Source organism: Sunxiuqinia sp. sy24, assembly GCF_052677165.1.
Window position 1 is genome coordinate 76,721 of sequence record NZ_JBQYLH010000009.1, and the last position, 23,348, is coordinate 100,068.

The window sequence follows — 23,348 nt, forward strand, 5'->3', positions numbered from 1 at the left end:
TAATCAATCTAGAAGAGAGATTCGTGCTTCAGAAGTTGATCCGAATGGAACGCTTTGACCATGTCGCGCAAGTTATAGCCTGAAGCCATTGCTTCTCCATAGGCCCCTGCAGAATGGATGGCAAGCAAATCGCCCCGTTTCGATTCTGGTAGTTGAATGCCTTTTGCGAAGACATCTGTGCTTTCACAAATTGGTCCAACAACATCATAGGTTTGAAGAGCTAATTGGGAGCTTAGATTACTGATTTTGTGTTCTGCCTGATACAGCATCGGGCGGATTAGCTCAGTCATTCCTGCATCAGTAATCAGAAATTTGGTTTTAAGTCCTTCTTTTACGTAAAGCACTTTGGTAATCAGGTGTCCACACTGCCCAACAACCGAACGTCCCAACTCGACATGCAGTTCTTGTCCTGACTTTAAGTTCAGATGATCATTGAACGCCTTGAAATAGGCAGTAAAATCTGAAAAGGGATTTTGCTCCGGCTGTTCGTAGTCGATGCCCAATCCGCCACCAACATTGATATGCTGAAGGTTTAAACCTTGCTTTTCGAACCAGGCAGCAATGGTGTTGACTTTTTCGCTCAGCTCCTTGAATACATTAATATCTGTAATTTGAGATCCTATGTGGAAATGAATTCCCGTCAGTTTGATGTTTGGTAAATGTTTTAACAAACGGCTGAGCTTGTCAAAATCCCAGTGGTTAATTCCGAATTTGTTCTCATCCAGACCAGTGGTAATGTATTTGTGCGTCTTCGGATCGACATTCGGGTTGATCCGAATCGCAACTGGAGCCACTCGTTGCATTTTGGACGCCAGCTCATTGATGACCTCCAGCTCGGGAAGTGATTCACAGTTGAAGCTAAAAATATTATTTGTTAGAGCGGTGTTTATTTCCTTGTCGGTTTTTCCCACTCCGGCAAAAGCTATTTTAGAACCGGGCAAACGCAGCTGAACAGCTTTGCTGATTTCGTTTCCACTTACGCAGTCAGCTCCAAAGCCAAAGTCGAAGATCGTCCGCAGGATGTCATCGTTGGCATTGGCTTTTACAGCATAATGCACGTGAATCCCATAGCGCTCGCTTTCTTCCTTAATTTTCGATAGCGTTTGACGCAGCAGGTCTAAATCGTAATAATAAAAAGGCGTCTCAAGCTTTTGGAGCTGACTGGTAATTTGTGGTTTAATCATATTTAGTTTTCCAGCAGGTTGTCGCTAATGGCCTGCAATGTTTTTTGTTTGTATGTTGTTGGAACGAGTACCGAAATATTGTGACGACTTCCACCGTAAGAAATCATACGGATTGGAATTCCTTCCAGCGCATCAAATACTTTGGCGGCAAATCCGCGTTCCTCGCCAATAATATCCCCAACAATACAGATAATGGTTTGGTTCTCATCAACCTGAACTTCGCCGTATTCCTTTAGCTCCTTGATGATGTCTTTCAGTTTGCTGGTGTTGTCAACAGTAAGTGAAACAGCAACCTCAGACGTTGATATCATGTCGATTGGAGTCTTGAAAAACTCAAAGATTTCGAAGACACTTTTCAAAAAGCCATAAGCCATAAGCATACGGTCAGAGCGAATCTTGATTGCTGTAATGCCATCTTTAGCTGCTACGGCTTTAATTCCGCTGCCGCTTGTTTCAGATGTAATTAGTGTGCCGCTGTCCGTTGGGTTCATGGTGTTTTTCAAACGAACCGGAATATTGTGCAGCTTAGCAGGCAATACGGTTTGAGGATGTAAGATCTTGGCCCCAAAATAGGCTAACTCAGCAGTTTCGTTAAACGACAACTGCTCAATCTTTGTCGTGTTGTCCACATAACGGGGGTCGTTGTTGTGAAACCCGTCGATGTCGGTCCAGATTTGGATCTCATCGGCATAAAGGGCCGCGCCAATCAAGGAAGCGGTATAGTCAGAGCCGCCTCGCTGTAGGTTGTCGATCTCGTCTTTGTCGTTTCGGCAGATAAAACCCTGGGTAATGTAGTAGTCGGCTTCACCAACTTCTTCCAGTATTTTTTCAATGTTCGTGGTAATCGCGTTCAGGTCGGCTGACTTGTCAGCATCAATGCGCATGAAGTCAAGGGCCGGCAAGAGTTTGGTGTTGTAGCCATTCTCGAGCATCAGTTGGGTAAACAGAGCTGTGGAAATTAGCTCTCCTTGAGCCAGAATCGTTTGTTCGTTCGTCAGATCAAAAGCTCCGCTTGCTTGTTGGCGAATAGTGTCGAAGCTTTTTTTGATGATTTCCAGGCCTTCTTTTTTTCGTGCTTCTTCCTTAAATAGATTGGAAACGACTTCTTTATATTGTTTTTCGAGCTTGCCAATTTGAGCTCGTGCGACGTCTTTATTTTTCTTGTGTAGATAATCGGCAATTTCAACTAAAGCGTTGGTTGTACCTGACATCGCAGATAGAACAACCAGTTTTTTTTCACCATCAGTAATTAGATTCATTACGGCGTTCATGTTTTCAACGCTTCCAACTGATGTTCCTCCAAATTTTAAAACCTTCATAGTCTGATTTTTATTCATTAAAAGTTTTGTGTTTTGAAACACAAAGATTAAAATTTTTTTACTCTTTTTTTATACTTTGGATGAAAGTAGTGAATATACATGCACGAAAAAGGAATAAATATTGAAATTCGGATTTTATGCAATAAGGTGATCGAAGGCATGGTGGGATTCGTTTGTTGATTATGAGGGGGTTGGTGGGTATCTGTGTTTGTTTTTATTTCACATATAATTAATTTACGACCAAAATTGGCCAATTGTTTAGGTGTTGTAAAATAGTTAAGATTTTATAAAATTGTCATTAACTTTGTAATCAAAGACTTTTTGGTGGATATCCAGTCTCTTCTCAAGAGATTTATGTGCAGCTAGGGGTGGATGCACGGATGTCCACCTTTTCTTTTTATAAAGCTTTCCCGTTTCGAAATTAGAAATTTCCGAAAATCGCGTGTTTCTCTGAGTTGAAGTAGATGGTTGAATAAATGTGAAAACCCTCGCGGTTGGTCGACAATTTTCGTTCTACATAAAGTACCGGCTCCCCTTTTTTAATATTCAGTAGCTGGCTTATCATATCGTCTGCTTTTATGGCTTTTAGCTTTTGCTCTCCTCCCTTAATTTCAATCTGGTAGTGGCCTCTCAGAATGTCGAAGAGTGATTTGTTTTCAAAAGTACGGCTGGTAAAGCGCGGTAGGTTGATGTTTGGAATGTGATTGATGTCATAAAACACGGCTTGCTCGTTCACGAAGCGGAGTCGCTCCATGTAAATGCAGCCAAAATCTTTTTCCGCCTCCGAAAGCTCATAGTTGAAAGAAGTGGGCCAGGCTTTGATGGTTGGTTTTTGCAATATTTGCGTTTGTAGGTACTGTTTGCCAATAACAGATGACGTTCCTGAAATCGATAGAATACCAATATCCTGAGGGGGCTTTTGTACAATACTTCCTTTTCCTTGCTTCTTGTAAATAAAACCATCCTGAACCAGCGCTTCCAGGGCATGTCGTACCGTTGGCCGGGTCGTGTTGTGGACAGCACACAGCTCATTCTCCGATGGTAATAGACTGCCTTCCTCGTAAACACCCGAGAGGATGTGTTTGCGAAGGATCTCGTATAGTTTTCTGTACTGTGGAATTCGGGTTTCTTGCACCATAGCTTGTTAAATGAAGATCAAAATTAAGAAAAATATCCAAATTTTAATTTCTGACTTGTAAATACAAGTTGTATAGTGTAAGTTTACAAGCCGGATTTTGTTATTGCTGCGTAATGAGTTGATTATGGCCTTCTTTGCGGCAGCTTTAAATTAAACTTATGTATTAACAAGTGAAATAAACGTATATGGCTATTCCAGTAATTATGCCTCGCCAGGGGCAATCTGTTGAGACTTGCATCATCGGAGAGTGGTACAAGCAGGTCGGAGATCAGGTAAAAACAGGAGATCTTTTGTTTTCCTATGAAACCGACAAGGCTTCGTTTGAAGAAGAAGCCAAAGAAGAGGGCGAATTATTGGCCATCTTTTATGAGGAGGGTGATGAGGTTCCCGTTTTGACCAATGTGGCCGTTTTGGGAAAAAGTGGCGAAAGTGTAGACGAGTTTCGTCCGGGAGGTGAAGAGACTGCTGAAGCTTCCGAAGAAAAGGAGGCTGCTCCCACCGTTGAAACGGCTCACGTAAAAGAAGAAAAAGCAATTGTTTTAAGTGAGCAACCTGAAGGTAAAGTGAAGATTTCGCCGCGTGCCAAAGTGATGGCCGAGAAACTAGGCGTTTCTTACGAGCAGCTTAAAGGTTCAGGTCCTTATGGGCGAATTATCGCACAGGATATTGAGGTAGCTGCAGAAACCTTACCGAAACTAACACCATTGGCTCAGGAAAAAGCGAAAGCCGAAGGATTAACGCCAGCTGCAGAAACAACAGGGCTAGGCGGTCGTGCAGCAGCTGAGAATCTGATTTCGTACAATCCGGTTTATGGTGATGACTTTGAAGTGAAGAAGCTGACCAATATGCGCAAGCTGATTGCTAAAGCCATGCATCAGTCGTTGCAGAATTCAGCCCAGCTTACGCACCACATGAGTGCCGATGCCCGTCAGATCCTGGCGCTGCGCAAAGCCTTCAAAAAGAAACTGGAAGAAGGAGAAGTTTCCCAAAATATCACCATCAACGATTTGGTTTGCTTCGCGGTGGTCAAAGCCTTGAAGAAATACCCACAGGTGAATACGCATTTCATTGGCGACAGCATGCGCTGGTTTAAAAAAGTGCATCTGGGGCTGGCCGTTGACACGGAGCGTGGTTTGATGGTTCCGGCGATTAAAAATGCAGACGACCTGTCCATCGAAGGACTTTCTTCGCAATTAACAACCGTTGCTGGGCAATGCCGTAAAGGCAATGTCGAGCCTGACTTGTTGAAGCCCGAAGCAGCTAGTTTTACCGTCTCTAACCTGGGGAATTATGGTGTTGAACTATTTACACCTGTTATTAACCTGCCGCAAACCGCTATTTTGGGTGTCTGCACCATTGTGCCCCGTCCAAAAGATTTAGGTGATGGCGTGTATGGTTTTGTACCTATGATGGGGCTTTCGTTGACCTACGATCACCAGGCATTGGATGGAGGCGAAGCCACACTTTTCCTGAAAGAAATTAAAGAGCAAATTGAAAACCTCACGATCTGAGAACATGAGTAATAAATTCGATATAGCGATTTTAGGCGGTGGTCCCGCCGGATACGTTGCAGCCGAGCGCGCCGGAGCAAAAGGTATGCGCGTTGTAATTTTTGACAAAAGAGCGTTGGGGGGGGTGTGTCTTAATGAAGGGTGCATCCCGACCAAAACGCTTTTGAATTCGGCTAAAGTTCTGGAGTATGCCCACGAAGCGGGGAAATATGGAATCACGATTGATTCAAACATCTCCATTGATTTTGGCAAAATCATGAAGCGCAAAGATAAAGTCGTGCGCAAACTGGTTTCCGGCGTTGGACTCAAGATGAAACACGCCAAAGCCGAAGTGGTGATGGCCAAAGCGGTCATCAAGGAAAAGCGAGGCGATGTAATCACGATTTCGGCTGATGGTAAAGACTACCAGGCAACACGCCTTTTGATCTGTTCCGGATCGGAAGCGGCTGTTCCTCCCATTCCAGGATTGGATAAAGATGTGATAACCACCAACCGCGAAATTTTGAAATTGAAAACCTTACCCAAAAGTTTGGTGATCATTGGTGGTGGGGTGATCGGAACAGAGTTTGCCGATTTTTTCAATGCCATGGGAAGCCAGGTGACCGTCATTGAAATGTTGCCGGAAATTCTGACGGGTGTTGATGAAGATATTGCTGCTTTTGTGCGCAAGGAATTTGCCAAGCGCGGTATCGATTATCATCTGAGTGCGAAAGTGACCGAGCTGAAAGGAAAGGAAGTTATCTTTGAGAAAGATGGACAGGAACAATCGATCACGGGTGATGAGGTGCTGTTGTCGGTTGGTCGCAAAGCTAATGTAGCTGGAATTGGATTGGAGAACATCGGCGTGGAGTTGACTCGTGGAGGAATTAAAATTGACCAACACTGTCGGACCAATATCCCTAATGTGTATGCTGCAGGCGATGTCACGGGCTTCTCGTTGTTGGCACATACGGCCAGTCGCGAAGGGGAAGTAGCCATTAACCACATGCTGGGGCGCAAAGATGTGATGCGTTACAACGCCATTCCTGGGGTTGTTTATACACACCCCGAGATTGCCGGTGTTGGCTTAACCGAATCGGCCGCCAAAGCCAAAGGAATAGAGGTGGACGTTCGCCAGTTGCCCATGGCTTATGCCGGACGTTTCGTTGCCGAGAATGAAGGGAAAGATGGTTTCTGTAAAGTGATTGTTGGCAAAAAGTACAAAGAAATTCTGGGAATTCATCTGGTGGGAGGAGCCTGCTCCGAAATGATATGGGGAGCCTGCGCCTTGATTGAAGCTCAATTGCGCGTTCAGGAGGTGGAAGAAATAGTATTCCCACACCCAACCGTCAGCGAAATCATTAAGGAAACGATTTTTCAATTTTAAATAGTTTAAAGTTTAGTGTTTCGAGTTTAAAGTTATGGCGACGATTGAACGATTTGAGGATATAAAAGCCTGGCAGCGCGCCCGTGAATTGTGTAAGCAGATTCATGCTTTCACATTGCAGGCTGAGTTCTCGAAGGACTTTCGTTTAGTGAGCCAGATTAAAGCCTCCTCTGGTTCAGTTAAGGACAACATTGCTGAAGGGTTTGAATGGGAAGGGAATCGGGAGTTTATATCATTCTTGTCCATCTCAAAAGGATCTTCAGCGGAGGTTAAATCTCAACTTTATCGAGCATTAGACAACAAATACATAAATCAATCTGAGTTTGATGTTGCTTATCAGGAAGCGGAAGAAATTGGCCGAATGATTTCGGGACTCATGAGTTATCTGAGCAATTCTGAAATCAAAGGCAGAAAGTTCCGTAAGTGAGCAACTCGAAACTCAAAACTCGTAACTTAAAAACTAATAAGATATGCCTAAAGTACAATTTATTAATCCACAAGATGTCCGGAAAGCGGGTGAAGTAAGCTTCCAGCCGATTCCTGTCAACCAATACAGCAAAAGTATTGAAGAGGAGAAAGCCAATTTCTCCAAAGAAGATTTTCTACGCATTTATCACGACATGGTAGTTATTCGTGAGTTTGAAACCATGCTCAACGAAATTAAAATCAAAAGTGAATACAACGGAGTTGCCTACAACCATCCGGGACCTGCTCACTTGTCCATCGGGCAGGAGGCAGCTGCTGTGGGGATGGCATACACCTTAGGTGTTGAGGATTTTATCTTCGGATCACACCGCTCGCATGGTGAGATTCTGGCTAAAGGCTTATCCGCTATTCATAAGTTGAGCGACAAACAATTGATCGACGTGATGGAAAATCATTTCGATGGAAAAACATTCGCTCCAGTGCAAGCGAACTTCAAAGGAACAACCAAGGAATTGGCGATCCGCTTCCTGATTTATGGAACATTGGCGGAGATTTTTGCCCGTGAAACCGGTTTTAACCGTGGGTTGGGAGGATCGATGCACGCCTTCTTCACGCCATTTGGTGTTTATCCGAACAACGCGATTGTGGGTGGTTCGGGCGACATTGCTGTAGGAGCTGCGCTTTTCAAAAAAGTGAATCGCAAAGAGGGTATTGTTGTTGCCAATATTGGTGATGCCTCGATGGCTTGTGGCCCCGTTTGGGAAGGCTTGACCTTTGCCACCATGGATCAGTTTAACGAGTTGTGGGAAGGCGATATGAAAGGTGGCCTGCCGCTGATCATCAACATCATGAATAACCAATACGGCATGGGTGGACAAACCTGTGGCGAAACAATGGGCTACAATATTGCTGCCCGCATTGGTGCCGGCCTGAATGCCGACCAGTTGCATGCCGAGCGTGTGGATGGTTATAATCCGCTGGCCGTAATTGATGCTTACACGCGTAAACGCGAAATCCTGAAAGAAAAGCGCGGACCGGTTTTATTGGATGTGTTGACTTACCGTTTCAGCGGGCACTCGCCATCTGACGCGTCTTCGTATCGGTCAAAAGAAGAGATTGAAGCCTGGCAAGCGGTGGATTCCATCATTTGGTTTGGCCAGGAATTAGTTAACGCGGGTGTTGTTACCGAGGATGAATTGAATAGCACGAAAACCAACACCACCGATTTGATTACCTGGGGCTTGAGATTGGCCATTGATGATGCTGTTTCGCCACTGATGGACCTGGGTAAAGAGCCGGAGCTGATTGGTGAAATGATGTTTTCCGATTCGCCGGCCGATAGTATGGAGCCAGGACGTGAGCCCGAAGTGAACCATCCGATGGAAGAAAACCCACGGGTGAAGCAACTGAAAAATAAAGAGCGTTTTGCCTTCGATAAAGATGGTAAGCCGTTCTCTAAGATTAAGCAATATGGTTTGCGCGATGGCTTGTTCGAAGCCATTGTTGACCGTTTCTATAAAGACCCAACACTGATTGCCTATGGTGAAGAAAACCGTGACTGGGGTGGTGCCTTTGCTGTTTACCGCGGACTGACCGAGGCTTTGCCTTATCACCGGTTGTTTAACTCGCCCATCTCTGAAGCCTCCATTGTGGGTACAGCTATTGGCTATGCCATGTGTGGTGGCCGGGTGATTCCTGAAATCATGTATTGCGATTTCCTGGGTCGTTCAGGTGATGAAGTGTTTAATCAACTGCCCAAGTGGCAGGCTATGAGTGGTAACGTGATTAAGATGCCGGTGGTGTTGCGTGTTTCTGTTGGTTCAAAATATGGTGCCCAGCACTCGCAAGACTGGACCGCACTACCAGCTCATATTCCGGGTTTGAAAGTGGTTTTCCCAGCTACGCCATACGATGCCAAAGGCTTGATGAATACCGCCCTGCAAGGGACTGATCCGGTGATCTTTTTCGAGAGTCAGCGGATTTACGACATTGGAGAGCAGTTTCATGAAGGTGGCGTGCCCGAAGGATATTACGAAATTCCATTTGGAGAGCCAGATGTGAAGCGCGAAGGAAAAGATGTGACCATCCTGAGTATTGGTGCTACGCTTTATCGGGCGTTGGAAGCTGCCGGTGAGCTGCAGGAGAAATATGATATGAGTGCTGAAGTGATTGATGCCCGTTCGTTGGTGCCATTCAATTACGAACCGGTACTGGCGTCGCTGAAAAAGACCGGACGACTGGTGATTACAGGCGATGCAACGGCTCGCGGTTCGTTTATGAAAGAAATGGCTTCGACCATTACCGAGCTGGCTTTCGACGAGTTAGATGCTCCGCCAGTAGTGGTGGGCTCGCGCAATTGGATTACACCGGCCTACGAGCTGGAAGATGCTTTCTTCCCTCAAGTGGACTGGATCATCGATGCCATCCATGAAAAAATTGTGCCGCTAAAAGGACACGTGGTGAAAAGTAACTTTACAACATCGGAACAAATCCGAAGAAATAAATTAGGCATTTAATCTACTAGATAGTCTCAGATAATTATCTTCCCATGATAATTCTAGAAGTCTCATGCGCTCAATGGCATGAGACTTTTTTTTGGGGGCTACTGATTGGTGAAATTGTTTTGCCCCCCAGATACCTGCCCGTCACCTAATTTTTCTCACCTCTTTTTGTAATCAAAGCTACTCGGGTTATCAATGATTTTTCTAAATTCATTGTCGAAATAGACACTTAAAAATCGATGGGCTATCATCTGATGTCTAACGTTTATGATCTAAACTCTAAAAACGATGAATGAATTAGTAGTAGGCACGCGAGTTTCGCACCCCGTATATGGCGAAGGAATTATCGCCCGTTCTCATTTAACGATTTATGAAATCTTTTTTGAACGCGGGGGGAAATCGGAAATGAGTAAGTATAATGAGGATTTGGAAGTGCTTGAAGCCCCGGAGACGGAGCCCCGCACTGGCCTGTCGCTCGATGAAATAGAGGAGGTGATCTCCTTTGTGATGGACAAGTATCAAGGCATTACCCACACGGTAAAGATGGCTGAAAAGTGGCAGGACGGATCCCTTGAGCTGAAGCCGGGAAACCCGGACTTGCAGTCGAAAGAAATTCCAATTGATGCCTTTTTCCATAAGATTGTGATGCTGCGCGATCGCCTGCGGGTGTTGGAGCAAAATATCAACAGCCACGCCAAGCTTGATGATGCCGACAAAGTACACTTGCAGCAGTATATTACCCGCGCTTATGGCAGCCTGACCAGCTTCAATGTTTTGTTTGCCGACAAGCAGGACTACTTCAAAGGACAGGGAAAATGAGACCTCGCTTGCAGGCTGCTGATGGTGTCGTAGGCGAAAGGCTTCGTTTATAGTATTGTGCAATGGGTGCGGTTTTATTAACTTGAGGTTTCATTGACTTCAATAAATAAACTTATGGCTAATTTTCAACCGACTACCGAACAGTTGGATACTTTGCTGGCTATTCCGATCAATCAACTCAGGCGTCCGGCAATGCCCGTGTCGATTTACCTGCAGGAAGCGAACGATTTGTATGTGTGGAGTCAGGATGATCGGGCTAAGCTGCTGGAAGTAGGCTTAACGCTAATGATCTTCGATGAGCTAATGGTTGGATTTCATTTGTTGAAGTATTATCAGGGCAGATGGAAGAAGGAGCAGAAGCAAGTGGAGCCGCAGCTTGAAGTACTTCAGGAGAAACAGCAGCAGGCGCGGCAATTGCAGCAGGATGTGGCCAGTAGTTTTCGCTTCGCTTTCAGACAGGAGCCTGAATTGTTGAAAACGCTGAGGTTGTTGTTGAAAACGCTGAGGTTGTTGTTGAAAAGAGCGCCCTATGCCGCTTTGTATCAATCGTTGAACGATTTGGCCGTCTTGGGTGAGTCGCATCCTGATTTGCTTTTGTCCACGGGCTTTAACCTGGATGCGCTGGGGCAGCTCCGCCAGTTGGCGGCTGAACTTCCGGAGTGGCATGCTTCGGCTGTCAAAAAAACAAGTAACTCAAAAGAACTTCGTGATCGGGCTTATCACTACCTGAAAGCCAGGGTAGACGAGTTGCGTGCTTGTGGTAAATATGTGTTTCGTCAGGTCCCTTCGCGGCAAGTGGGCTATGTGAGCCAGTTTATGAAACGTAAGTCTCAGGCTCAAAAACAAGCAGGAACTCAGAAGAAAGAATAAGTCAACGTTGGAGATAAGCCGGTCGAATCAGCTCGTTGCAATAGCCCTGCTTGTTTTTTAGGTAGGAAGAATGGTTCTGCATAGTAATATCAGTATTCTGCATTAAGTAAAATACATTCTGCAATTTAATTTTTGCATTCTGCACGACGATTTTCGCATTCTGCATCGTTTTTTTACTTGCAAGGGGCTTGACTTTCTTTACCTGCGGACTAAATATGGAGGCAGCAGAAGGCTGGGGAGGATCAGTCGCTTAAGCTCCCAGGAGTGCGTTTTGCGAAAACCTTTTTGTTTTTTGCCAGTTATTATCAAAAGAATCGGAACTTTGTACGAAATATAAAATCGGGCACATGACAACATTAAATACATTTATAGAAGGCTTACCTAAAACAGAACTTCACTTGCACATTGAAGGGACACTCGAACCCGAATTGCTTTTCAAATTGGCTGAGCGGAATCACATGGCATTGAAGTACGCATCGGTGGAGGAATTGAAGCAGGCTTACAATTTTTCGAACCTGCAGGAATTTCTGGATTTGTATTACGAAGGAGCCAACGTATTGCATGAAGAACAGGATTTTTACGACCTCACCTGGGCTTACCTGTTGAAATGCAAAGCGCAGAACGTAGTGCACACCGAAATCTTTTTTGATCCGCAAACGCACACCGATCGGGGGATCCTATTCGCTACCGTTATCAATGGCATCAACCGGGCTTTGCAGAATGCACGGGGGGAGCTAGGCATTAGTAGCCAGTTGATTATGTGTTTTCTGCGCCATCTCGACGAAGCTTCGGCTTTCGAGACGCTGGAAGAAGCGCTCGACTACAAAGATCTGATTGTGGGCGTGGGACTCGACTCTTCGGAGAAAGGGAATCCGCCAGCCAAGTTTGAACGGGTATTTGCCAAAGCCCGCGAGGAAGGTTTCCTGACCGTTGCTCATGCCGGCGAAGAAGGACCGGCAGCTAACGTGAAAGATGCCTTGGATTTGTTGAAGGTGACCCGTGTTGATCATGGGATTTCATCGATCAATGATCCTGCTCTGGTAGCCGAACTCGCTCAAAAGCAAATCCCGTTAACGGTATGTCCGCTTTCGAACCTCGCCTTAAAGGCTGTGGATAAATTGCAGAACCATCCGCTGAGAAAACTGATGGATCAGGGTGTTTTGGTGACCATCAATTCTGATGATCCGGCTTATTTTGGGGGTTATATGAACGAAAACTACTTGGCTTCGGCCGAAGCGTTGGGCTTGACTAAGGCCGATTTGTGCCAGCTGGCCAAAAATGGCATTGTTGCCAGTTTGCTTTCTGAACCGGAAAAAGAAATGCATATCGCTGCTGTTGAGCAGTATTGCAGCGAAAGAGCTTAAGCATCAGCTTATTTATTAGTTCCCAGCTGGCCATACAGGATACCCAAGGATAGCTTTTCGTTGCTGTTTGTCTTTATTTGTAGAGCAATTCAAAAAATGTAAATAAGCGACTTATGAGCGAATCAATTTTTAAACAATATCCTGAAGAGCGAAAGCTGTTAGCCGAAACAGTAGATGTGGATCAAAACATCCTTCAGGTAAACGGACATTTTCATACGCCTTATTCTTTCAGTGCTTTTTCTGAAATTATTCAGGTTTTTGAAATGGCTGAGAAAGAAGGTGTGAAGGTTTTGGGAATCAATGATTTTTATACCACGGATGGCTACGATGAATTCAATCAGCGGGCGAAGCAATTCAATATTTTCCCTTTATTCAATATTGAATTTATGGCTTTGCAGAAAGATTTGCAATCGCAAGGTGTTCGCGTGAATGATCCGAATAATCCGGGGCGGACTTATTTCAGCGGTAAAGGCTTGAAGTTTCCGGTTCGGCTAAATGCTGAAATGGTGGAGCGCTTGCTGCGCGTGCAGAATGAAAGCAACCGCCAAACCAGCGAGATGATTGATAAGCTGAATGATTGGCTGAAGGAATTGGGCGAAGATCTTGTTTTCTCGTTCGATACGATGAAAGAAAAATACGCTAAAAACCTACTACGTGAGCGGCACATTGCCAAAGCGTTGCGCGAGGCTGCTGCTAAAAAATATACTTCCGAAGACGATCAGAAAGCATTTTTTGAAAAAGTATTTGAAGGAAAGACACCCAAGTCGTCCATGTCAGACTTTGCCGGGCTGGAAAATGAAATTCGCGGTAACTTACTGAAGTTAGGTGGGAAAGCATTCGTTCCCGAAGATGATAAAGCATTTTTGAGTCTGGAGCAGGTAATCGAATTAATTATTCAGGCAGGAGGAATCCCTTGTTACCCGGTTTTGCTGGACAATCAAAAAGGGGAATTTACCGATTTTGAAGGCGATTACGATAAACTGTATAAAAGCCTGGTGGATAAAAAAGTGTATTCGCTGGAGCTGATTCCGGGACGAAACAAGCCGGAGATTCTGGAGGAGTTTGTCAACTTCTTCAACGAGAAAGGCTTTGTCATTACTTTCGGAACCGAGCATAACACACCGGCTCTGGATCCCATTACGGTTTATGGTGGCGATAGCAATCCGCTAAGCGATAACCTGAAGAAGATTGGTTACGAAGGAGCTTGTATTATTGCTGCGCATCAATACTTGCTGGCTAAGGGCAAAGAAGGGTTCCTGGATGCCTATGGAAATGCCAGACTTGGGCAGCGGGATGAGTTTATTGCTATTGGGCATGCCGCCATCAATCACTTTGTACACTAAAATAAAATAGTGCAGTTTTCAGTAGCAGCTGTTAGCACGTTTAGTCGCTAACAGCATACATCGGCTGAAAACTGGAATTTGAAACTTGGAATTTGAACGAAATGGAACAAGGAATAAAAGATCTTATCGAAGTATCGCAGTTTTATGGACAGCAAAAGGATTATGTGCTGGCCGGCGGTGGCAATACTTCCTATAAAAACGAAAAATACCTGTGGGTGAAAGCCAGCGGGTTTGCTTTGGCTACAATTGAAGAAGCTGGTTTTGCTAAACTCGACCGCGAACAGTTAGCCGAAATAGATACCAAAACCTACTCGGACGATCCGCTGAAACGGGAAGCCGAAATTGTAACCGACCTGATGAGAAGTCGGGTGGAACCTGAAAAAGGGCAGCGCCCCTCGGTGGAAACGTCTTTTCACAACCTGATTGACTTTTCGCTGGTGGTGCACACCCACTCAACCAAAGTCAATGGGCTGATGTGTAGTCAGCAGGCTGCAGAGAAAACCGCCGAGTTGTTTGGCGACAGCGTGCTTTACATCCCTTACGAAGATCCGGGCTATATTTTGTTTAAGGTGGTTGAAAAAGCCGTTTTAAATTACCGGAGTGAAAAAGGGCAGGAGCCTGCTATCATCTTTTTGCAAAACCATGGCGTATTTGTAGGAGGAAACACGGTTGAGGAAATTCATCAGGCATACCAATATATTGAAGAAAAACTGGATGCCGTTTATGGATCGGAACCCTTAAACGAAGCTCTGGAAATTTCAGCAGAGGCCGACAAAATCGTTCCTGCTATTCGGATGATGGTTTCCGGCGAAGGGCTGAAAACGGTTCGCCTGGTGAACAGTTCGCTGCTCAATAAATATCTGAAGAAAGAAAATCAGCAAGCCATTGCTGCGCCTTTTACGCCTGATGGAATTGTCTATGCCAACGCGGATTATTTGTATGTTGATTTTGACGGCGATGTGGCGGTTTTTCTGAATACAGCAAAAGAAGAAATTATAAAATATACAGCCGAAAAAGGTAAAGCACCAAAAGTGCTGTTTGCTTCCGGACTTGGCGTGTTGGTTATGGCCGATCATGCGGAAGGAGCTGAGGTTTTAGTTGATGTGGTGACTGATCATTGCCGGATAGCGCAGTTGGTGGAGTCGTTTGGCGGACAGCATCCCATGACTCACGAGCAGGTCGCTTTTATCGAAAGTTGGGAAGTGGAGCAGTATCGTTCTAAAATATCTTTGGGCGGAACAGCCGGGCGTGCCGATCGTAAGGTTATTATTGTAACGGGTGGAGCGCAGGGCTTTGGTGCTGGTATTGTGGAGCACCTGATGGCGCATGGCGCCAATGTGGTGATTGCCGATTTGAATGCCGAAAAAGGGCAGGCCTTTGCCAATGAATTGAATGCTGTTCAACGGAAAAATAAAGCCCTCTTTGTGTCGGCTGATGTCTCCAAGGCCGAATCGGTTGAAAACCTGGTTCGCCAAACGGTGATCAACTTTGGTGGTTTGGATACCTTTGTCAGCAATGCAGGTATTTTACGCGCTGGAGGCCTCGATGAAATGACGCCGGAAACTTTTGAGTTAATGACCAAAGTGAATTATTCGGCCTACTTTATTTGCTCCAAATATGCTTCGGCGGTGATGAAGCTGCAAAATCAATTCAAAGCCGATCATTTTGCCGACATCATCCAAATCAATTCCAAATCGGGATTGAAAGGAAGCAACAAAAACTTCGCTTATGCCGGAGGGAAATTCGGAGGCATTGGTCTCACCCAGTCGTTTGCACTTGAGCTGATGCCCTTTAATATTAAGGTGAACTCCATTTGTCCCGGGAACTTTTTCGATGGGCCGCTGTGGGCCGATCCTGAGAATGGCTTGTTTGTGCAGTACTTGCGAGCCGGTAAAGTGCCCGGCGCGAAAACGCTGGAGGATGTGAAACATTTTTACGAGGCGCAAGTTCCTGCCGGGCGTGGTTGTACGCCACTTGATGTGATGCGCGCCATTTTTTATGTGATGGAGCAGGAATATGAAACCGGGCAGGCCGTGCCAGTAACAGGTGGGCAGAATATGTTGAACTAAGATGTCCCTTTTTATTGCATCAGCCTGAACGTGTTTCAGGAATGTTCAACTTGCAGATTTCGAAACAACTTCGAAATGACAGGATTATAAAAACGAAAGAGTAAAATATGAAAACAAAAGCAGTTCGATTATACGGTAAAAAAAATTTGCGATTGGAAGAGTTTGAACTTCCCGCAATCAAAGAGGATGAGATTTTAGCTAAAGTAGTTTCTGACAGCATTTGTATGTCATCATACAAAGCGGCAACACAAGGAACCGACCACAAGCGGATTCCCAACGATGTGGCTGAAAAGCCAATTATGATTGGACACGAATTTGCGGGCGAACTGGTGGAAGTGGGAGCCAAATGGCAGCATAAATTCAAAGCCGGACAGAAATACTCCATTCAACCAGCTATTTACTACAACGATGGTCCGGTTGGCGTGTTGAGTGCGCCGGGCTACTCGTATCAATACATTGGGGGCGATGCCACTTATGTTATCATTCCTAAAGATGTGTTGGAGCAGGATTGTTTGCTGGCCTACGAAGGTCCGGGTTATTATCCGGCATCGCTGGCTGAGCCGCTAAGCTGTGTCATTGGTGCTATGCATGCCAACTACCATACAACTCCTGGATCGTATAAGCACGATATGGAAATTGTGGATGGCGGAAAAATGGCTATCCTGGCAGGTGTGGGCCCCATGGGCTTGGCAGCAATCAACTATGTGATTATGCGCGAAGACCGGAAGCCGTCGTTGATGGTGGTGACGGATATTGATCAGGCACGACTGGACCGGGCAGCTTCTATCTATACGCCATCATGGGCAAAATCAAAAGGTATTGAACTGATTTATTTGAATACAAGCGGCGAGGATCCGGTTGCCAAGTTACGCGGACTGACTGAAGATGAAGGATACAACGATGTGTTTGTATTTGCGCCTGTTCCTCCGGTCATTGAACAAGGCGATGCTATCTTGGCTAACGATGGTTGTTTGAATTTCTTTGCCGGCCCAAGCAATGGGGACTTTAGTGCGAAGATGAATTTTTACAATGTGCATTATGCGTCCACTCATATTGTTGGAACTTCAGGAGGAAATAATGATGATATGGTTGAATCACTGGAAATGTTTGGCAAAGGATTGGATCCTGCCGGCTTGGTTACGCATGTGGGCGGACTAAACGCGGTGATTGATACCACGCTGGATCTTCCAAACATTCCCGGAGGAAAGAAGTTGATTTATACTCATAAAGATATCGAGCTAACAGCGATCAGCGAATTTAAAGAAAAAGGAAAATCTGATCCGCTGTTCGCCAAATTGCACGAGATATGTGAACGAAATAACGAACTTTGGTCCGTTGAAGCAGAAGCCTACTTGCTGGAAAATGCAAAAGACATTTAATGTCGAATAGGGGGCGGTAACTGGTTATCGCAGGAAATAAACGGACAGGTATTTGAAGAATTATTAATAAACGAACTAACGCAGGAATCTATTGAGAGATGTAACTCTTTCAGTGGATCTTGCGTTTTTTTTGGTAAAAAGAGAACTTATGATTTATATGGCAGACACAGCCGATCTTTCGGCTTTAAAGGCGTTGTATGATTTTTTTCCGTTGGAGGGGGTAACAACGAATCCAACAATCTTGAAACAGTCGGGAATGAAATTGTCGCAGGTTGTTGACGATATTGCAAAGATTGTTGGCGATGGAACCTTGCATGTTCAGATGATGAGTACCAACTCGGATGACATTGTCCGGGAAGCTAAAAAATACAAATCGTATTTTGGCTTGGGTGATAATTATCATGCTAAAATTCCGGTGTTCCCCGAGGGGTTTAAAGCGATGCGTATTTTGAAAGACAGTGGGATTCGGGTAACGGCTACAGCCATCTTTACTCAACAGCAAGCATTGGTTGCTGCCAAAGCGGGAGCTGACTTTGTGGCTCCTTACGTGAGCCGTTTGGATAATATCTCGTCACACGGCATAGAGGTGGTGCGCGATATTGTCAGAAACATGGTTGAATACAAGTTGGACACCAAGGTGCTGGCCGCAAGTTTTAAAACGGTTGACCAGATTCATCGGGTAAGTATGAATGGTTCTCATTCTGCTACCATTGGTCCTGACCTGTTGATGCAATTGATTACGCACCCGATGACGGATATTAGTGTCAATCAGTTTTTGAAAGATGGAGCCGAGTTTTACGACATTGCGTTTTAGTCAAAGGCTGAATTCGGAAACAAGAACAACGGAATGCTTTCGCAAGCAATAATCGATTTAGAAGGGACTTTTTAGTCCCTTTTTTTAGCTGCTGAAATTAGTTTTTGAGGACGATGAATAAAGCTGATTGTTTGATCGCCTCCGCTGGTACCAATTTTTAATCGGTGCCAGCGGAGGCGAATTAAAGCTGTCTTTTCATAAAAAAGGGACAAGTAACAAATTCGCGCCAGTGGCTGTCTAATCATTGTTGATAGTCACTGAATTGGGGGCCGACAGCTCTGTTCGGATAGCTTTGCTCCAATCTACTTTCTTTTCAAAATGATTGTTACTGATGAGAATGTTGTTCACTTTCTCAAAAAAGAACGGGTGTGTATTCCAGTGGAACGGCTCAAACTCGGTATTGTATTCAATGGTGTTGTTTCGGAAGATAAGGCCATCGGTAGATTTGGCATATAAAATTGGCTGGTCGAACATATCGAAGGTGTTGTTTTCGATGACGATCCCTGAGTGGAAAAATTGTTGTTGGTCTTTCAGGTTCGGGATTTCAGGATAAATGGAGATGACCGCATTGGTAAACTGGTAGTTGGCGGTAAGCGCATTGACAAAGCGATTATTCCTGATCAGCACATTTTTACAAGCGCCGGTTTCGAACCAGCCATTGCAGTCGCCACAAAGCAAAATAGCGGTTCCGTGTGTATGGTCGAACAGGTTGTTTTCGCAAACCACTTTTCGGGGGGTGCTGAATAGTGAGCCCCGGGCGCGGTTGTTCCGGATGATGTTATCTGAAAAGATCACTTCGGGTGTGCAGCTCAGGTTTTCAATGCCGTAACTGCCTGCTTCTGAAATCTGTTCCGGAAGGGCATGGGCAAAGACAATTTGAAATTCTTTGGCTCCAAATTCCGTGGGCTTGTCAACAGCCTGAATCGTTTGGATGGTATTGGTGTGTTGATCGACCAGTTCCATTTTGCCGGATTCCACAAATTGGACGCTGTCGCCCGGCTCTCCCCATTTAAATCCCCACGATTGAGAATGCATGTAGCGCCCTTGTAAGGTGTGGTCGTCAATGCGCTTGGTTACTTTCAAATAAGTTCCGTGTACGTTGATGGCATCATCGGCCATTCCTTCGTATAAACCGTTTTTTGAAATGATAATCCCTTTGCAGCCTGAGAAATGCGTGGCATCAGCCTGAGTGGTGAAAACGCGTTCGTCATCATCGCCTCTCAGGCGTACGCTGAAACCATCCAGCGTAATGTTTTCGCTCATTTGGGCGATCAACCCCATGCCTTCGGCATAGTGAACGGTTACCTTGTTGAAGCTTGTATTGGAACATTCGCTCACAAAAATACCAGGCGTAGGACGATGGTAGGAGCGAAGCACATAACGTTCGTCGGGGGAGGTGTGGTTGAGCTGTTTCCAGCCTTTAATGCTTAGGGTGTTGGGCGACTGCTCGGTAACCGATGCCGGATTGAACCCAACATCGGCTCGTTGGTAGGCAAGCCGTTTATCGGCCCGAAAAGGCATGCAAACGTAGGGCGTAAACTCGTAACTTTCACCTTCCACCACCAGTTTGTTGTTTTCAATGCGGTAGTTTCCCTTCGGATAAATTTCAGCGATAACTTCATCGGCCTCCTTATTGACGGCAGTAACTTTTAATTGGCGCAGTGCCGGAACTTCAAAGTCAATATGCACATTTTTCAGCATGACATTGGTGTTGTTCAATAAGGCGAAAGGGATCATCCTCCCATGGAAAATGAAATCAGAACCTTGCCCGTCCAAAACAATGTTTTTCAGGTCTTCAAACGCAAATCCAACTTTCTTCGGATTGTCTTGGTCGTGATTGGAGATATAGTACTCGCGTGTAAACGCGCCATCCTCGTAAAAATCGTACCGCCCTTTAGGAAAAGTAACGGTTAGTAGCGAAGTGTCTTTTCGGGCTTGCAGATGTTCAATTAATTTTACAGCAGCAGCTGATGCGTTTTCCTTGGAGTCGGGTTGGGCTCCAAACGTGTCGAAAGAGATTGTCTTTGTGGGTTGTGAGCAACCGTAGCATAAAAAGAGTAAAGTTGTTAGTAGTAGGATAGTCGTTTGTTTCATAGCAGTTAATCGGATTTTTTATAAATGTAGATTGAATTTCGTAAAAATCTCCTGCTAAAATAAGCAAACTATTGTGATGGTTCTACATCGGGGAATGATGAAATATGTTCTCAGTCTTACAGCCCGGGTTTATTTTTAGTAGGTTGTTTCACTAGCGTAGGAGCGGAATTGGCAGCGTTGGTATTATCAAGGCACATCCAGCTTAAAATAAAACGCCGGCTACAATGGATAGTAGTCGGCGTTTTATTTTTTTATTGAACTTCAAACCCCACCTGCTTCAAATGTTCGTAATATTCAGGGTACGATTTGGAGATAACCATCGGGTCATCAATGGCGATGGTTTGGAGCATGGCTGCCGGGGCAAAAGCTAGTGCCATGCGGTGATCGTGGTAAGTGGCGATGCACGGAACAGCTTCTTTTTCCAGCGGAAACGTGCCATCCCACTTGAGTTCGCCATGCTTGGGTTCGGTAATTTGTGCGCCAAACTTAGCCAGCTCATTTTGCAGAGCGGCAATGCGGTCGGTTTCCTTAATTTTCAAGGTCTTCAAACCGGTAAAGTGAAAAGGGACTTTTTTGAGAACACATAACATGGCCATGGTTTGTGCTACATCGGGGTTCTCAATAAAATTAAGCTGCAAGTACTTGGGTTGAATGTTGGCCGATTTGGTTAGAATGACGCCATCGGCAGTGGCTTTGCTGTCAACCCCAAACTCTTTAAACCAAGCGGCGATTTGACAATCGCCTTGCAAGCTCATTAAGCGCAGGTTTTTGAGTTCAATTTCAGCTTCATCAGCCAACGCGGCCAGTTGGTACCAATACGAAGCACCGGTCCAGTCAGCTTCAACGGTGAATTCACGGGCATGGTAAGGTTGTTCGTCAACGCGTATCTCCTGACCTTTCCAAACGGAACGCACCCCGAATTGCTTCATTAACTTCAGTGTTAACTCAATGTAGGGACGTGAGGTAATCTTATTTTTCAGCTTGAGTGTCAAGCCTCCCTCAATACAGGGCGCAATCATTAGTAGGGCCGAGATATACTGACTGCTAATGCTGCCATCCAACTCCAGTACTTTCCCTTTCAGGTGCGAACCCCATATTTTAAGGGGTGGGTAGCCTTCGTTTTCCAGGTATTCAATTTTAGCGCCCAGCTCATTCAGGGCATCAACCAAAATATGAATGGGACGTTGTTTCATCCGGTCGGAACCGGTTATCGTCCACTCGCCAACAATCTGTGAAAGGAAAGCCGTTAGAAAACGCATGGCTGTTCCGGCATGGCCCACGTCAAACCGATTGGTATTTGACATCAGTACTTGTTGCATCACTTCAATATCGTCGCTCATTGAGAGGTTTTTCAGTGAATACGGGCTGTAACTCAGGGCATGAATAATCAGTGCGCGGTTGGCAATGCTTTTTGACGATGGAAGGTTGATGCTTCCTTTGATATTTTTGTCAGACTTTGAAAGACGGTAATTCATGATTATGGTATTCGGAATTTAGAGTTGTCGGTATGCGTCAAGGGCTTCAATGATCAGTTCTTTGGAGCAATCCTGATTGATCTCAACCTGCCCGATGGCTGAAATCAGGGTGAAATTAATGCGGCTGCCTTCATTCTTCTTGTCATGGGTCATCAGCTCGTAAAGTTCATCGTAGGCCGATGGCTCGATCTCAAATTTACCATAGGTTTGAATTAACCACTGGTTAATTTCGTTCAGCTTAGCCTGGTCAAAGCCACATGCTTTGGCCGACAGGAACAATTCGACAATCATGCCATACACCACGGCAAATCCGTGTTGGATTGGTCGCCCGGCATGCAGCGCATAGCTCTCAAAGGCATGGCCAACAGTATGTCCAAAGTTAAGTGCTTTGCGAATGTTTTTCTCCGTCAGGTCATTCTGAACATGCCAGTCCTTAACAGCTACTGAGTGTGCGATAATGTCAGCCAGCAGCTCGTAATTGACGTTTTCGAGGTCATAGGCCAGCAGTTCTTCCCAGTGTGCCGGGTTTTTAATCAGCCCGTGTTTCAGCATCTCGGCATAGCCCGACAAAAAGTTGGCGTGATCGATCGTCTTCAGGAAATTAGTGTTGATAATCACTGTGTCGGGTTCATTGAATACCCCTATTTCATTTTTCAACCCATTGAAGTTGATGCCGGTTTTACCGCCCAACGACGCGTCAACCTGAGCCAGCAGAGTGGTAGGGATATTCACAAAGGCCATTCCTCGCTTGAAGGTTGAGGCTACAAAACCACCCAGATCTGTCAACAGACCACCTCCAATGTTTATGAGTAATGAATTGCGATCGGCACCGTTTTTTGAGAGGAACTCCCACACTTGTTCCACCGAGCGAATAGACTTATTGGGTTCGCCTCCCGATATGCTTTTGCACAGGATGCCATAGTCTTGAATAAGCGGACCGATAAGTGGCAAGCAAAGTCGCTCGGGGGTTTCCTCAGTCAGTAAAAAAACTTTACCGGCCGGGAACCGTTGGACGATTTTTTCGAGTTCGCTCCCAACCTGTTGGGAAAAGATAATATTTGAGTGTATTTTTGATGGTGCCATTTGTCTGTACGTTTGGAAACGGCAAAGTTAAACTATTTTTTCAGCCCTTTAAAATTGGTAGTAAAAAGGTAGAATATTTACGATTCATTAAAAAAACATGGAAATTTCAAATCAAAAGCGATCGCGAAAAATTAAACAAGTTTTCTATATGGGAGGCCTTCTCCTATTGATGCCAATTTTCTTTTTTTTTATGAAAGATATGGATTTAGCTGCGCTGATTAGTGGCGGGGTCTTGGTAGTTTTTGTTTTCGGTTTTCAGTTTATTGGCTTGAATTATGTCCATTATCTTTCGAAAGGTGATTTACTCCAAATTCGCTATTATCCAATTGTTTCATTTTTTGGTAAAGAATACAGCTCCATTGAATTTCACAAGAATAGGCTGTTCAAAGCAGAAATAAAACGCTCTTTTCTATTTCAGGATTTACATCTTGAAATCAGAACCAAAGATGGTATTGCCGAATTTCCTGAGGTGAGTTTAATCGCGATGAGTCCGGTTGATATTCTGGCAATTGAGCAGGATTTAGACGAAATAGGTCATTCCAAATAGCACTTGCGAGTTTGGGGACGATTGCGTAAATTGATCAGAAATCCCC

The 23,348-nt window shown here is 45.0% G+C and carries 18 protein-coding genes; 12 read left to right on the forward strand and 6 right to left on the reverse strand.

The window, feature by feature from the left end; translation table 11 throughout:
• Positions 1-8: 8 nt before the first annotated feature.
• The 3 genes from lysA to ACUNWA_RS09640 all read right to left on the reverse strand — a co-directional run bounded on the left by lysA (position 9) and on the right by ACUNWA_RS09640 (position 3,641).
• On the reverse strand, positions 9-1,184 hold the full coding sequence (gene lysA, locus ACUNWA_RS09630; RefSeq protein WP_445591688.1) for a diaminopimelate decarboxylase: 1,176 nt from the start codon (positions 1,182-1,184) through the stop codon (positions 9-11).
• Positions 1,185-1,186: 2 nt separating this feature from the next.
• A complete protein-coding gene (locus tag ACUNWA_RS09635) occupies positions 1,187-2,503 on the reverse strand; it encodes an aspartate kinase (RefSeq protein WP_445591689.1) in 1,317 nt (438 codons plus the stop codon).
• A gap of 421 nt (positions 2,504-2,924) precedes the next feature.
• Positions 2,925-3,641 (reverse strand): GntR family transcriptional regulator, encoded by a 717-nt coding sequence (locus ACUNWA_RS09640; protein WP_445591690.1) that lies wholly within the window; start codon positions 3,639-3,641, stop codon positions 2,925-2,927.
• A 185-nt stretch (positions 3,642-3,826) separates the two neighbouring features.
• Between ACUNWA_RS09640 and ACUNWA_RS09645 the strand changes: the two genes are divergently transcribed.
• The 11 genes from ACUNWA_RS09645 (at position 3,827) to ACUNWA_RS09695 (ending at position 18,103) form a co-directional block, all read left to right on the forward strand.
• Entirely contained in the window at positions 3,827-5,152 is a 1,326-nt protein-coding gene (locus ACUNWA_RS09645; protein WP_445591691.1) for a dihydrolipoamide acetyltransferase family protein, read from the forward strand.
• A 4-nt stretch (positions 5,153-5,156) separates the two neighbouring features.
• Positions 5,157-6,518 carry a dihydrolipoyl dehydrogenase gene (lpdA, locus tag ACUNWA_RS09650; RefSeq protein ID WP_445591692.1) on the forward strand — a complete coding sequence of 454 codons (1,362 nt, stop codon included), beginning with the start codon at positions 5,157-5,159 and terminating at the stop codon, positions 6,516-6,518.
• Positions 6,519-6,552: 34 nt separating this feature from the next.
• Complete coding sequence (locus tag ACUNWA_RS09655) at positions 6,553-6,945, forward strand: four helix bundle protein (RefSeq protein ID WP_445591693.1); 393 nt, start codon at positions 6,553-6,555, stop codon at positions 6,943-6,945.
• A 43-nt stretch (positions 6,946-6,988) separates the two neighbouring features.
• Positions 6,989-9,460 (forward strand): alpha-ketoacid dehydrogenase subunit alpha/beta, encoded by a 2,472-nt coding sequence (locus ACUNWA_RS09660; RefSeq protein WP_445591694.1) that lies wholly within the window; start codon positions 6,989-6,991, stop codon positions 9,458-9,460.
• 273 nt (positions 9,461-9,733) lie between these two features.
• Complete coding sequence (locus tag ACUNWA_RS09665) at positions 9,734-10,264, forward strand: hypothetical protein (RefSeq protein WP_445591695.1); 531 nt, start codon at positions 9,734-9,736, stop codon at positions 10,262-10,264.
• Positions 10,265-10,378: 114 nt separating this feature from the next.
• Complete coding sequence (locus ACUNWA_RS09670) at positions 10,379-11,134, forward strand: hypothetical protein (protein WP_445591696.1); 756 nt, start codon at positions 10,379-10,381, stop codon at positions 11,132-11,134.
• Positions 11,135-11,481: 347 nt separating this feature from the next.
• Positions 11,482-12,498 (forward strand): adenosine deaminase, encoded by a 1,017-nt coding sequence (locus ACUNWA_RS09675; RefSeq protein ID WP_445591697.1) that lies wholly within the window; start codon positions 11,482-11,484, stop codon positions 12,496-12,498.
• A gap of 113 nt (positions 12,499-12,611) precedes the next feature.
• On the forward strand, positions 12,612-13,841 hold the full coding sequence (locus ACUNWA_RS09680) for a PHP domain-containing protein (RefSeq protein WP_445591698.1): 1,230 nt from the start codon (positions 12,612-12,614) through the stop codon (positions 13,839-13,841).
• A gap of 101 nt (positions 13,842-13,942) precedes the next feature.
• On the forward strand, positions 13,943-15,910 hold the full coding sequence (locus ACUNWA_RS09685) for an SDR family NAD(P)-dependent oxidoreductase (RefSeq protein WP_445591699.1): 1,968 nt from the start codon (positions 13,943-13,945) through the stop codon (positions 15,908-15,910).
• 107 nt (positions 15,911-16,017) lie between these two features.
• Positions 16,018-17,289, forward strand: coding sequence for a zinc-binding dehydrogenase (locus ACUNWA_RS09690; RefSeq protein ID WP_445591700.1), 1,272 nt, complete (start codon positions 16,018-16,020; stop codon positions 17,287-17,289).
• Between the two features lie 148 nt (positions 17,290-17,437).
• Positions 17,438-18,103: a transaldolase family protein gene (locus ACUNWA_RS09695; RefSeq protein WP_445591701.1), complete on the forward strand. Its 666-nt coding sequence runs from the start codon at positions 17,438-17,440 to the stop codon at positions 18,101-18,103.
• A gap of 237 nt (positions 18,104-18,340) precedes the next feature.
• Here ACUNWA_RS09695 and ACUNWA_RS09700 read toward each other — a convergent pair whose 3' ends face one another.
• The 3 genes from ACUNWA_RS09700 to aroB form a co-directional block, all read right to left on the reverse strand.
• Complete coding sequence (locus ACUNWA_RS09700) at positions 18,341-20,197, reverse strand: alpha-1,3-galactosidase-related protein (RefSeq protein WP_445591702.1); 1,857 nt, start codon at positions 20,195-20,197, stop codon at positions 18,341-18,343.
• A gap of 251 nt (positions 20,198-20,448) precedes the next feature.
• Positions 20,449-21,672: a 3-phosphoshikimate 1-carboxyvinyltransferase gene (locus ACUNWA_RS09705; protein ID WP_445591703.1), complete on the reverse strand. Its 1,224-nt coding sequence runs from the start codon at positions 21,670-21,672 to the stop codon at positions 20,449-20,451.
• 18 nt (positions 21,673-21,690) lie between these two features.
• A complete protein-coding gene (gene aroB, locus ACUNWA_RS09710) occupies positions 21,691-22,755 on the reverse strand; it encodes a 3-dehydroquinate synthase (RefSeq protein WP_445591704.1) in 1,065 nt (354 codons plus the stop codon).
• A gap of 190 nt (positions 22,756-22,945) precedes the next feature.
• Here aroB and ACUNWA_RS09715 point away from each other — a divergent pair, with 190 nt between their 5' ends.
• Positions 22,946-23,302: a hypothetical protein gene (locus tag ACUNWA_RS09715; RefSeq protein ID WP_445591705.1), complete on the forward strand. Its 357-nt coding sequence runs from the start codon at positions 22,946-22,948 to the stop codon at positions 23,300-23,302.
• Positions 23,303-23,348 lie beyond the last annotated feature (46 nt).